Raw genomic sequence first — 11,922 nt, 5'->3', positions numbered from 1 at the left:
ATAACTAATTATGCGGACATGATATCACTCATTAGTTTATAACAAATAAAAAAATAGAATTAGCGATTTCTATCAACCCATCTTAGTTGATAGTTTGAAACCCGATAGGGCAGCTAAACTTATCTTGCTTGAAAACAGGTTTGGGAGGTTCATCTAAAGTCTGTTTCTCGGAACGGCACATTATTGAAACAGTAGTTTTGTTTTGTGTATCGTAAGCAACTGCGCCTACAAGGCTGTTAAAACCCTTTTTTGTCAGACCTAATTTCAATAAATCAGTCGGTAGCTCTTTTGTAGGCGTTGCATATATAAATGACTTATTCTTACCCATTTCTACAGAATATTGATAGTGGGTTGTAGCTGCTGGTCTATCTCCATCTCCAAGCTCTAACAAGCTATACGATTGAGCAAAAACTGATTTTTCAGAAAAATATGCTTGTTGTGCCCTAATAAAACTTCCAATTGTAATCTTACTGCTATTATTACAGCCACAGCTTGGTGGAACTTGAATAAAAATAGTTAAAATCCCAAGCGGTAATCCTCCAAGTCCAACAAGTAACAAGATTCTTTTAAAGTTAATTTGGGTACGGTCATTTTGTTTAGTCATATCTGACATATACGACTTGAGAAGGAATTGATACTTCAACTTAGCATTATCAAGCAAGGCGATCGCTGCTGTTTTCTGCCTAGTTTCAGTTCGTAGCCAAGCTTGCAACTTATTAATAGTGTCGTTCTAAGGAGCGATTTCTCGCACTGAATTTTGAGTAGTTGCGATCGCTCCCTTGCCATTTATTTCACAACCCTAAATTTAGCTTTAGCCTTTGAAAAGGATATCGTACAGTGACAGTAAAACCTCCACCACAATCAAAATCACCACATACCACTCTACTCGCTGACTACTGCTATGCTGCATAAACTCCAGCACCGTTTGGGCGGTTTGGGCAATTAGCTCTAGTTTACGTTCCAGGGCATGATGACGCTCACGGATTTCGTATTCATCTTCCAAGCGCAGATATAAGTTTTCTAGCTGTGGAGATTCCCAGAGTAACTCTGGCTTATCGATAATTTCTACTTGACCCACAATCTTATGTTGAACTAATAGGGTAGTCCCAAGTTGACGTAGTAATTCCCGGCTTTGTTGTCTACTCCTGTTTTCACGCTGGAGACTAGCTGCAAATGGTTCAATTTGATCGAATACAGTCGCTAGGCTGGTTTCATAGTGAGACAACACAACACTCTTGGCGAGGATATCAGCCACTATTTGCAAGCGTTCTATACTCAATTCATGCAGTAAAATTTTTCCTTCTTTAGCTCGTTCACTCTCACTAATACTGAGATGAACTTCCACCTCTTCTGTTTCCGGATCGGCAAAAGGGCCGCTAATTTGAGAGGATAGTTTAGTTAAAAAGGCTACCTTTTCTTTAGGCTCAAGGTTAAACAGCACAACCGCACCATAGCCCAGGAGTACTGCGTAGCCTTCCTCACCGGCTCTAACCAGTATTGGCATACTCGCCAAGCAAACGTAATTATCCAGCGTCTGTAAGTTAATACTTTTACCAAGGAATAGGGCCTGGGCTTTAAATCTATCTTTGTCATTAAAAAGGAGTTTTTGCATTGTTGCCCGGAAGCTATATTCTGCCTGCTTTACTGCTCTGGTAGCGATAGTAATTTATGCCTGTTGTCAGAAATAACTACAATCTCAGCTTACCATTTCGTCTTTCCCCTACATCCCATACCCTGTTTTTGATACTCTTGCGCTCTGAATAAATTGCAGCGCTTTTCAAGTAATGGAATTACATTACTCGTCACTCCCCCCAAAATTGTTAGAGTAAATAAAGTTATGAGGACGCAAATATGACTGACAAAAATCGTTCTCAATGGGACTTAGGCAGGTTTATCGAAACCCTGACTTACTTTGAGGTAATTCCTTTCCTTAACTGGGTACAGCAATTAATCCAAGGTCGTCCTAAGGATAATCAATATAGACCCAATGGAGGAAGAAATGTGGGTGTAATATTAGTAGCAGGTGCAACGGGCGGTGTCGGTAAACGAGTAGTGCAGCGATCGCTCCAACAAGGTTATAAAGTTCGCGCTCTAGTTCGAGATATCGACAAAGCGCGATCAATTCTTGGTAATGATATCGATTTAGTAGTTGCAGATATTACGCAACCAGAAACTTTAACTCCTTTAGTTCTTTCTGATATCCAAGCTGTAATTTGTTGCACAGCAGTACGCGTACAACCAGTTGAGGGAGACACAGCAGATAGAGCTAAATATTATCAAGGTGTTAAATTTTACCAGCCAGAAATTGTTGGCGACACTCCCGAAAATGTAGAATATCAAGGAGTCAAAAACTTAGTCCAAGCGGCGGCAAAATACTTACCCCAAGCAAACGAAAAACTAATATTTGATTTCACCAAGCCATCAGCAGAATTAAAGGATAGCTGGGGAGCATTGGATGATGTTGTCATGGGTGGCGTGAGCGCTAGTAATATCCAATTAGTAGAAAATACAGCTTTATTTGCGGGTAATGTCTCCACTGCTAACTCTGGCGGATTTGCTTCTGTCAGAACTAAGAATTTTGATCCACCCTTCAACTTATCTAGTTATGAAGGTGTAAAATTGCGTGTCAAAGGTGACGGTCAACGCTATAAAATCTTTCTGCGGACAGATACAACATGGGATGGTGTTGGCTACAGCTATTCTTTCGATACCGTAGCTAATACTTGGATAGATATTCAGGTTCCCTTTGCAGATTTGATTCCTGTATTTCGGGCAAAAGTTGTCAAAGATGCGCCGCCAATTGAGCAAAGTAGAATTTGTTCATTCCAACTGATGTTGAGCAAATTTGAACATGATGGCGCTTTAAATCCGAAATTTTCCCCAGGTAGTTTTACTTTCCAGTTGGAATCAATTAAAGCTTATGGAGGGGCAAGTTTACCACAATTTATCCTCGTCAGTTCAGCAGGTGTCACTCGTCCCGGTCGTCCTGGCATTAATTTAGATGAAGAACCGCCAGCTGTGAAATTAAATGACCAATTGGGAGGAATTTTAACTTGGAAGTTGAAGGGAGAAGATAGTTTAAGAGAAAGTGGAATTCCTTATACAATTATTAGACCTTGTGCCTTAACTGAAGACCCAGAAGGTAAGGAATTAATATTTGAACAAGGTGATAATATTAGAGGCAAAATCAGTCGTGAGGATGTGGCAGAACTTTGTGTGCAAGCGCTAAAAATAGGAAAAGCGTCTAACGTCACATTTGAGGTGAAACAGGGAGAAAATACTGTCAATATCGATTGGCAGAGTTTATTTTCTAACTTACAACCAGATAAGAGATGAATATCCACAGACTTTTAGTCTGTAAATTATCTCAACAAAGTTTGTTTAGATAGGCTGCGATCGCAAGTCAGCTATTGGTATGAAAAAAATCAAGGTGCTAGTAATCGCCGGGATTTTAGCAACAATTATCTGGGGCAGTTTTTTTTCTAAAACTGCCTCATCGCAGCAAGTAGAGTCTCGCATCTACAATCTGGAAGCGGATTTGAATCGTGTTGAGTCGCGGTTAAATCAGCTAGAGTCTCAGCTAGGTAGAACTCGCCAGTCTCCATCTTCAAGAACAACACTTACCCCACGACAATCAAATGGTTCTAGAAGGAACTTATCACAGCAAGATCCGATGTTCGATCGGCTGGCAACTTTGGTGATTGAATTGAAGCAACAAGTTAATAAATTAGAGCAGCGAGTTGCTAAATTAGAATCACGTTAAATATTTAATCAAATTTTAAAAGGCTAGTGCCGCAAGGCGGAATTAAAAATTAAAAATTAAAAATGAACACATTAAGGTGAGAGACGCGGTGAATCGCCGAAGGTGAGAGACGCGATGAATCGCCGTCTCTACAATAATCAGTTTTTTGTGTTGACGGCGATTTATAATTTTCATCAAAAAATTTTAACCGAACTGGATTGATCTATTTTTGGACAATTTTCACCTGCAATTCTTGTAAAAGTTCAGTGCTAATGGGTGATGTTGCCAGAATTGGATGCTTAATACCTCCCCAAATACTTCCAGTGCGGATACGATGGGAAACTAATATTTCAGGAATTTGACTAGAGATTAAAACTTGTGGTGGTGCAAGTTGACCGATGGCTCTCGCTCTCTTGTAATGATATGATTCTGATAGAGCCAGATCCAGTTTTTGAGCGATAATTTCTGGGGTTTGTGTTGCCGAATCTAATAATAGAATATAGTGCGGAGGATCGGTAATTGGCATCAAACTTTTAAAATTAGTTTCTTGCAAGTTCAAGAGAGTTAGAGCATTATTTACAAAAGTTTCTTGCAACTTTTCGCCCACCAAATCGCTAACGGCTTGATGTCGTCCGAGAAACTCTAAACAGGGAGTGTGGCGATAGTAATGAGTTACCCGAATGCGATCGCCAATTCGATAACGATACAATCCTCCTTTTTGGGATAAAATAACCGTGTATTCGTTACCAGTGCTGAGTTCGTGTAAACCATGTAAGCAACCAGTCTCATCCTCAAACTCGAAAAATACTTCATCCAGAACCGGCACACATCCCCCAGCGACAATCAAGGGAATCGTTATTGGGGCTTCCGTTGCGAGTAGTCCTTTACCTTGAATCAATACACCTGGAAATTTTAATCTTAATCCTTGCGCTTGATCTGCTGCATTGGCGCTATCCCAGCAGGAAATCAGCTTCAAATTTGGCCAGAGTTGCATCCAGGGAATATTACTTTCGCACAGGTGTTGCAACCGATGATGTGAAATCCGGTTGTGTAATTCTCCTCGCAATAAATCTTGATTTTCTTGAATATATTTTAAATGAACTTGTAGAAAACTAGGACTCCAAATAGAGATAATTTCTAGTTTTTCAGCCTCTAATAATGCCAAAGCCAGTTGATGTTTAAATAAGTTCGCATCATGTAGCCGATTAAGTTTATTTGGCATCACCAACCAAGGACGCAAAAACCAACGCAACCAGCCATCTAAGTAATCTAAATCATCTTGTAAAGTTTGGCTATCAGCTACATTTAATTGCGGCGAGATACAAGCATAAATCTTGCCTGTGGAAAATTTCGGCCCATGTACAATCAGATCGTGTGCCCATACACAGAACATTTGATTAAACGATCGCCGCAAGGATTGAGTATAAGGAATCCATTTTACTGCTCCACTACTACCAGAGGTTTTTTCGTAGAACAAAATGGCTTCTGGTGTCAGGGAAATTTGCTGCTGTTTTTGATTTAAGTAAGGTTCGAGTGTATCATAATCTACAATTGGTACACGCTGCCAATCGTTTACAGAATGAATCCCCAAAGTTTTACCATACTCACTTTTGATTAGGCGATCGCAAATTTCCTTTTGTACAAATGTCTGCGTTAACTCTGGATTATCCAAAGCTTGATGAAATCGCCTCGCCGTTGGTACGAGAGTTTGCCCAAAAAGCTGAATAATCGGACGCATTATTGCACCTTTTGATTAGGATAAAGGTTACTGACTGCTGGTACATAAGAACCCTCAGCAATGACTACACCAGCAGCAAGATTAGATCCGGCTCCCACAAAAACATTGCTGCCAATCTTGACTTTTTTGACATACAACATTAAGTTTTGCTTGCGGGGTTTAATGACATGAGAATAGATACCGATACGATGCCCGATAACGACGCGATCGCCAATTTCTAATAAACTGCGATCGGCAATTTCTAAACCTGGTGTCCAATATACATCTCGCCCCACTTTAGCACCCCACAATCGCAACCAACAGGAAAACACCCCTGGAATCAACCGCAACACTGCTTCCAACGCTGGAATTGCAATAAAAATTACTTGGATTTGATGACTACCCCACCAGGAATTATATTCTTTATCTTGTAGGTAACTAATACCTTCCCGCACAGGATAAACCCATTCATGCAAGCGGTAAACTAGCACTGGTAGCCCATAAATAGAAAGGAACACCCCCAGAATGCTGAAGATGTTGGGTGAATATGCGAGATAAACTATTGCTGCTCCAGTTAGCAATAATATAAAGCCGGGAAAAAACAAAAGGATTTTACTTAGAACAGTCATGAAAATGGGAATAAAAGTTTTTGGAACAAGTTTAATGAACTAGGAATTCCGATTATAGATGGCCTTTTTTGGCTTTCATAATATGTCCCATGTAACTTATCCCAAATTTTCAGATTAGCCCCATAGTTATAATTGTGGATTTCACGGCAATGATGCCAAGCATGATCCTGTGGCAAGATTAACCAAGAAGATAAAAATTGATAAAACCAGCTATTTTCAGGAATTATCAAGCGGCTATGTCGCCATAAATCTAAGGCAGAAGTTAGACTTACTCCAACTATATAACCTGTAGGATCGGCTAAAAGATACAAAAATAAAGTGTGTATCCATAAATAGATAATTAACAAACTTGTCCAAACTGTGTTGCGAGAAGTTCCTAATACATCCATCTGAGTAACAGTATGATGAACTTGATGAACCTTCCAGAAAAATTTCGTATGTAATAAACGATGATTCCAATAATATAAATAATCTACTATAACAAAACTGATAATAAAACTCGGAATTAATGATAATTTTAAATCTCCTTGCTGAGTTGGTAATAAATTTTGATAAAGCCAATAAACTAAAGTAGCTTGTAGTAAAGGAATCAAAATTCCTTGAATCATTAGCCCTGTACCATCTAGCAACCAATCTTCATGACATTTAACTTCAAGTTGAGTTCTGCCAATTTGATTGGTAATAGTCCAACCAACTAATCCGATAAAAGAGCCAAAAATTAGTAGTTGGGAAAAAGTTTGTATTTCCACTTTTGATTACTCACACTGATATTGAATTTAGCAACTAATTGCCCTGTCTGGTTTACTTGCTGCTGACGGTTTAATAAATCCGGTAGCTGCTGGAGTAATTGTTCGGGATTTTCCACACATTTCTTATAATAAAATGCGTTCATTCGGCGATCGCCCTAAAATTTGGTGTGTTACTCATGCTCAGACGCTTACGCAGCCTAACAATTTCCTCAGTAGCGATACTTATGCTTGTTATATGCTTTACTCTGGTAGGTGTGCGTTCATTTGGGCAAACAATTATGACATCAGCACCCCAACTGCTCACCGACCCATTTTTGCAATTGCCGACTGAAACCTCAGTGCGAGTAGTTTGGTTTACTGAGTTTGCTGGTGTTAATCACACAGTAACCTATGGGGAAAATCTCAAACAAACTGCTAGGGCAAGTACTACCAAACTCAGTCGCACACGTGAAGACCAACAATCAAGAGTTGCAAACCAAACCCAAGACGGACAAGTTTATCAAAAACCCGTCCAGCGAGACATTTGGCGACATGAGGCTGAGGTAACTGGGTTAACTCCTGGTGTGCGGGTTAACTATCGTGTCACGAGTGTGCAAGAAGATGGCAAAAGTGTTGACAGTGATGTTTTCAGCCTTGCAGCTACTCCCAAATCAGATACACCACTAAAAATTCTACTGACCTCAGATCATCAATTAAAGCCGATGACAGCAGCAAATCTGCAAAAGGTGGTAGAAACAGTGGGGCGAGTTGATGGCGTGTGGTTTGCCGGCGATTTGGTCAATGTTAGCGATCGCGCCTCAGAATGGTTTGATGATAATGGTGGTGGTGCCTTGTTTCCCGGTTTACAAGGTCATGCTAAATATGAAATGACGCACGATGGTGTTAAAACAACCTACACTGGTGGACAAATAATTCAACACGCACCCATGTTTACTTGCATTGGCAATCATGAGGTGATGGGACGGTTTGCCAGAACGGGAAGTTTAAATGATGAATTTGATGATACAATTCCCCGTGCCGTTGCTCAAAGAATCTACCCAGATAAATCTTTAATCGATAATTCTTTTAATACTAATACCTACGAAGAGATTTTCTCTTTACCAAAAAGTAAAGAGGGTGGAAAAAGGTATTATGCAGTTAGTTTTGGTGATACGCGTTTGGTAGTACTGTACGCTACGAATATGTGGCGGACTCCCAAATTAGATGGAAAGTTTAAGGGTAGATATCGAGAAGCTGAAAAGGATTTAAATAATCCTGAAGATTGGGGTTATGGACAGGTGATTTATGAGCCAATTGCTAAAGGCAGCAAGCAATATAATTGGTTAGAGTTGGAACTTAACAGCCCTGAGTTTCAACAAGCAAAATACAAAGTTGTGATGTTCCATCATCCACCCCATACTTTGGGTGATAATATAGTTCCTGCTTATACAGAGCCAGTACAAATAATTGAACGGGATGGCGGCAAAATCAAAGCAGTGCGTTACGAGTACCCCAAAGACGCAGATTATATTATTCGCGATGTTGTCCCAATACTTGAAGCAGCTAATGTGCAATTGGTATTTTATGGGCATTCCCATTTGTGGAACCGCTTTGTTAGTCCCAGTGGAATGCACTTTCTAGAAACATCTAATGTTGGTAATACTTACGGTGCTGCTTGGGGTGACAGAAAGCGAGAAGTGCCAATTGGATATCAAGAGGATTATGTTAAGCTTGGCGATCCCAATGGGTTAGAACCGATAGTGCCAACAATTGCCCCCTTGCTGGGTGAAGATGGGAAGCCGATGCCTTATATTGCGAGTAATGATATTACGGTTTTTAGTATCTTTGATACGGGGGCAGGTACGATAAGTAGTTATCGCTTTGATACTCGCAAGCCTGATTCGGAAGTTTTGAAGTTTGATGAATTTAAGTTGAAATAGTCATCCTTACCCTTACCGCCTGGGAATAAATTCCCAGGCTAATAGCTAAAGTCCTCTCAAGAGGACTAAATGATTTCATGTATGAAAATGATTTTGCATGATATTAAAATTCTTGTAGAGACTAGCAATTGCAACGTCTCTACATCTGGATTCATACCGCAATTAGGCAAAGCCAAATTTTTAGCCAGCCATATAGATGGCTATCATATCTAAAATAGAGAATTTCAGTCCACTTGAGTGGACTTTAGCTATCAGCCCAGAACTTCAGTTCTGGGCGGGGTATGGGGTGAGCGCAATACTTTGACTGTTACAAAAATATGGCTAACGACAAGTAAAAAATGGGGTATCTCTTCTGCGTAAATCCTAAAATCATAGACTAGCGATCGCATCGGCAACTCGCCCAGAAACAAAAGGCAAAATATCCCGACTCTTAGCTTGGGCTTTCCCTTCAGTAAATACCACTAAAAGATAAGGGCGCTGTTCTGGTAATTCAATATACGCTGCATCATGGCGAACTTGACTTGTCCAACCTGCCTTTGACCAAATTTGAGCATTTTCAGGCAGTCCACCGCCTAAGAAACCTGTCACCTGATTTTCCTCGCCGTCAGAGGACAAATCTTTGAGAGGACGTTTCAGTAAAGCCATCATTGATTGCGATCGCGCACTTGAAACCGCCACTCCACCTACAATACTATGCAGTAACCTAGCGATCGCATTTGTTGTTAACATATTACGATTTTCTAGTAACTCCCCCACAAACGCCCGTTCCCGTCCATAAGGGCCATCACCCCAAGTTTTTTGACAGACGTTAATCGTCTCCATTTCTTCCCAACCCAAAGATTGGTAATAGCGGTTGACAATATTACGCTGATATTTCCAGGTTTCAAAGGGGCCAATTGGTAATTCTGGCCCTGATGTGGTGCCACTCAAAATATCCACAACCAAGCTGGTAGCATCGTTACTAGAATCGACAATCATATCCTGCAAAGCTCGCTCCAACTCCTTGGAGATTTGACTCATGCCTTTTTCTAGCCATTCGTTTACCGCTACCAGATAAAATAGCTTGACTACACTGGCAGGATAAATCCGCTCAACACCGCGATAAGTGAAACCACGAACTGGGTGATCCCAAAAAGCGTTAGGAGTCAGCGCCCCACCAGTATTGACTCGCACTGGTGGATCGTAAACAACCCAAGTCAAGGCAATTTGGTTACGCGCTAAGGTTGGAAATGCTGCCCAAGTTGCATCTAAAATGCCATTACCAAGATTCTCTAGTTGTTCGTCTTTATTAAAAAAAATCATTCTCTGATAATGTCCTTTAATCTAAAATCCAAAATGATTCGACTGAGCGAAGCCGAAGTCCAAAATCCACAATCAGGGGAGTATCAGTGTTTAGCTGACTTGAATTTATATGATTCTCCTGAATGTACGCGTTTAGCAACTCAAGCTGCATCTGGGAGACATTTGTGGGTAACATCAAATCATCAAAATTTGGCGGTTGAGGTGTATTTATGTGAAGATGACTATCCAGGATGGCTATCTCTTTCAGATTTTGATTCATTACAATCTGCTACTGTACCTTATCAGGCTGCAACATTTTCTGAATCGGAGATTAAAAAACTCCTAGCAGAGATTATCGCCTTTACCCAAAAAGCGATGCAACAATCAAATTATTACCTTTGGGGTGGTACGGTTGGGCCAAATTATGACTGTTCTGGGTTGATGCAAGCGGCGTTTGCTTCGGTGGGTATTTGGCTACCTAGAGATGCCTATCAACAAGAAGGATTCACTCAACCAGTTACGATTGCAGAATTAGCAGCCGGGGATCTGGTATTTTTTGGAACTAGTCAAAAAGCCACCCATGTCGGGCTTTATTTGGCGGATGGTTATTATATCCATAGTTCTGGGAAAGAACAGGGACGGAATGGGATCGGAATTGATATTCTCTCGGAACAGGGAGATGCGGTTAGTCAGTCGTACTATCAGCAGCTGCGAGGTGCTGGTAGAGTTTTTAAGAGTTACGAACCACAGAGACGCTGAGGGCGCTGAGGCTTATGAGGAGTGGGTTGATCGAGCAAGGGGTAATGGGGGAAAATGGGGCGATTTCAGCAATTGTCCCAGATGTTTCGGTGGTAGTACCAATACATGACGAGGTGGAGAGTTTGCCGCTTTTACTAGAAGCGATCGCCTCTACTTTATCTTTTAGTCAGGTAAATTATGAAATCATTTGTGTAGATGATGGTTCTACAGATGGTTCTGGGGATTTTCTCAAAGAACAGGCGCAAGTTCGTACTGATTTAAAGGCGGTGATTTTGCGTCGCAACTACGGACAAACGGCGGCGATGGCTGCTGGATTTTATTATGCAGTCGGTAAAGCGATCGTTACTTTAGATGCCGATCTCCAAAACGATCCGGCTGATATCCCGATGTTATTAGCAAAGCTGGACGAAGGTTACGATTTGGTGAGTGGTTGGAGGCAAAAACGCCAAGATGGGGCTGTAAATCGATTACTTCCTTCCAAAATTGCCAATTGGCTAATTCGCCGCACCACTAGCGTGAATATTCATGACTATGGTTGTTCGCTGAAAGCCTATCGTGCAGAACTTTTGGCAGATATGAACCTCTACGGAGAATTACACCGATTTTTACCCGCTTTGGCGTACATCGAAGGAGCTAGAATTACCGAAATACCTGTACGTCATCACGCCCGCCGCTTTGGTCGTAGTAAATATGGAATTTGGCGGACATTCCGGGTATTGATGGATTTGTTAACCATTCTGTTTATGAAAAAATTCCTCACCCGTCCGATGCACGTTTTTGGGCTGTTGGGCTTGATTTCAATGTTTTCGGGAACTGCGATCGGAATTTACTTGACTTTCGTAAAATTAGCTTTAGGCCAGATGATTGGCAATCGCCCTTTGTTGATTTTAGCAGTTCTTTTGTTACTAACGGGAGTACAGTTGTTTTGCTTCGGACTTTTAGCAGAATTGCTCATGCGTACATACCACGAATCCCAAGGACGGCCTATCTATCGCGTGCGAGAGGTGGTAGCAAAAAATGTTAAGTAAGGTAACAATAGTAATCATTAGTCATTGGTCATTGGTCATTGGTCATTGGGCATTGGGCATTGGGCATTGGGCATTGGGCATTGGGCATTGGGCATTGG

12 protein-coding genes are annotated in these 11,922 nt (G+C 41.0%); 5 read left to right on the top strand and 7 right to left on the bottom strand.

The window, feature by feature from the left end:
- Positions 1-82: 82 nt before the first annotated feature.
- A complete protein-coding gene (locus RMZ95_RS30305; RefSeq protein ID WP_322686131.1) occupies positions 83-604 on the bottom strand; it encodes a type IV pilin-like G/H family protein in 522 nt (173 codons plus the stop codon).
- 207 nt (positions 605-811) lie between these two features.
- The gene (locus RMZ95_RS30300) at positions 812-1,612 is read right to left on the bottom strand and encodes an RMD1 family protein (protein ID WP_322686132.1); all 801 of its coding nucleotides are present in this window, start codon (positions 1,610-1,612) and stop codon (positions 812-814) included.
- Between the two features lie 239 nt (positions 1,613-1,851).
- Here RMZ95_RS30300 and RMZ95_RS30295 point away from each other — a divergent pair, with 239 nt between their 5' ends.
- Positions 1,852-3,336, top strand: coding sequence for a CIA30 family protein (locus tag RMZ95_RS30295; protein WP_322686133.1), 1,485 nt, complete (start codon positions 1,852-1,854; stop codon positions 3,334-3,336).
- A gap of 79 nt (positions 3,337-3,415) precedes the next feature.
- On the top strand, positions 3,416-3,763 hold the full coding sequence (locus RMZ95_RS30290) for a hypothetical protein (RefSeq protein WP_322686134.1): 348 nt from the start codon (positions 3,416-3,418) through the stop codon (positions 3,761-3,763).
- Positions 3,764-3,965: 202 nt separating this feature from the next.
- Here RMZ95_RS30290 and RMZ95_RS30285 read toward each other — a convergent pair whose 3' ends face one another.
- The 4 genes from RMZ95_RS30285 to RMZ95_RS30270 are packed head-to-tail and all read right to left on the bottom strand — an operon-like array spanning position 3,966 to position 6,980.
- On the bottom strand, positions 3,966-5,480 hold the full coding sequence (locus RMZ95_RS30285; RefSeq protein ID WP_322686135.1) for a GH3 auxin-responsive promoter family protein: 1,515 nt from the start codon (positions 5,478-5,480) through the stop codon (positions 3,966-3,968).
- A complete protein-coding gene (locus tag RMZ95_RS30280) occupies positions 5,480-6,088 on the bottom strand; it encodes an acyl transferase (RefSeq protein WP_322686136.1) in 609 nt (202 codons plus the stop codon). The genes RMZ95_RS30285 and RMZ95_RS30280 overlap by 1 nt, the downstream gene beginning before the upstream one ends.
- The gene (locus tag RMZ95_RS30275; RefSeq protein WP_322686137.1) at positions 6,085-6,837 is read right to left on the bottom strand and encodes a sterol desaturase family protein; all 753 of its coding nucleotides are present in this window, start codon (positions 6,835-6,837) and stop codon (positions 6,085-6,087) included. Before RMZ95_RS30275 ends, RMZ95_RS30280 begins: the two co-directional genes overlap by 4 nt.
- On the bottom strand, positions 6,807-6,980 hold the full coding sequence (locus tag RMZ95_RS30270) for a hypothetical protein (protein WP_322686138.1): 174 nt from the start codon (positions 6,978-6,980) through the stop codon (positions 6,807-6,809). The genes RMZ95_RS30275 and RMZ95_RS30270 overlap by 31 nt, the downstream gene beginning before the upstream one ends.
- Positions 6,981-7,115: 135 nt before the next feature.
- Here RMZ95_RS30270 and RMZ95_RS30265 point away from each other — a divergent pair, with 135 nt between their 5' ends.
- Positions 7,116-8,756, top strand: a complete 1,641-nt coding sequence (locus RMZ95_RS30265) for a metallophosphoesterase family protein (protein ID WP_322686139.1) — start codon at positions 7,116-7,118, stop codon at positions 8,754-8,756.
- 369 nt (positions 8,757-9,125) lie between these two features.
- On the opposite strand, the gene RMZ95_RS30260 is transcribed toward RMZ95_RS30265, so the two are convergent.
- Positions 9,126-10,058, bottom strand: coding sequence for a serine hydrolase (locus RMZ95_RS30260; protein WP_322686140.1), 933 nt, complete (start codon positions 10,056-10,058; stop codon positions 9,126-9,128).
- A 9-nt stretch (positions 10,059-10,067) separates the two neighbouring features.
- Between RMZ95_RS30260 and RMZ95_RS30255 the strand changes: the two genes are divergently transcribed.
- Both RMZ95_RS30255 and RMZ95_RS30250 read left to right on the top strand, forming a co-directional pair.
- Entirely contained in the window at positions 10,068-10,796 is a 729-nt protein-coding gene (locus tag RMZ95_RS30255) for a C40 family peptidase (RefSeq protein ID WP_322686141.1), read from the top strand.
- A 14-nt stretch (positions 10,797-10,810) separates the two neighbouring features.
- A complete protein-coding gene (locus RMZ95_RS30250) occupies positions 10,811-11,824 on the top strand; it encodes a glycosyltransferase family 2 protein (protein ID WP_322686142.1) in 1,014 nt (337 codons plus the stop codon).
- The last annotated feature ends 98 nt before the right edge of the window (positions 11,825-11,922 follow it).

It is taken from the genome of Nostoc sp. DedQUE07 (assembly GCF_034530975.2).
GTDB lineage: Bacteria > Cyanobacteriota > Cyanobacteriia > Cyanobacteriales > Nostocaceae > Nostoc.
The sequence above is the reverse complement of the archived record's forward strand: the minus strand, read 5'-3'. Positions and strand labels throughout refer to the sequence as shown.

Excerpts from the sequence above, each read along its gene's own strand:
- RMZ95_RS30305 (WP_322686131.1), bottom strand. The coding sequence starts at position 604 with ATGACTAAACAAAATGACCGTACCCAAATTAACTTTAAAAGAATCTTG.
- RMZ95_RS30300 (WP_322686132.1), bottom strand. The coding sequence starts at position 1,612 with ATGCAAAAACTCCTTTTTAATGACAAAGATAGATTTAAAGCCCAGGCC.
- RMZ95_RS30295 (WP_322686133.1), top strand. The coding sequence starts at position 1,852 with ATGACTGACAAAAATCGTTCTCAATGGGACTTAGGCAGGTTTATCGAA.
- RMZ95_RS30290 (WP_322686134.1), top strand. The coding sequence starts at position 3,416 with ATGAAAAAAATCAAGGTGCTAGTAATCGCCGGGATTTTAGCAACAATT.
- RMZ95_RS30285 (WP_322686135.1), bottom strand. The coding sequence starts at position 5,480 with ATGCGTCCGATTATTCAGCTTTTTGGGCAAACTCTCGTACCAACGGCG.
- RMZ95_RS30280 (WP_322686136.1), bottom strand. The coding sequence starts at position 6,088 with ATGACTGTTCTAAGTAAAATCCTTTTGTTTTTTCCCGGCTTTATATTA.
- RMZ95_RS30270 (WP_322686138.1), bottom strand. The coding sequence starts at position 6,980 with ATGAACGCATTTTATTATAAGAAATGTGTGGAAAATCCCGAACAATTA.
- RMZ95_RS30265 (WP_322686139.1), top strand. The coding sequence starts at position 7,116 with ATGACATCAGCACCCCAACTGCTCACCGACCCATTTTTGCAATTGCCG.
- RMZ95_RS30260 (WP_322686140.1), bottom strand. The coding sequence starts at position 10,058 with ATGATTTTTTTTAATAAAGACGAACAACTAGAGAATCTTGGTAATGGC.
- RMZ95_RS30255 (WP_322686141.1), top strand. The coding sequence starts at position 10,068 with ATGTCCTTTAATCTAAAATCCAAAATGATTCGACTGAGCGAAGCCGAA.
- RMZ95_RS30250 (WP_322686142.1), top strand. The coding sequence starts at position 10,811 with ATGAGGAGTGGGTTGATCGAGCAAGGGGTAATGGGGGAAAATGGGGCG.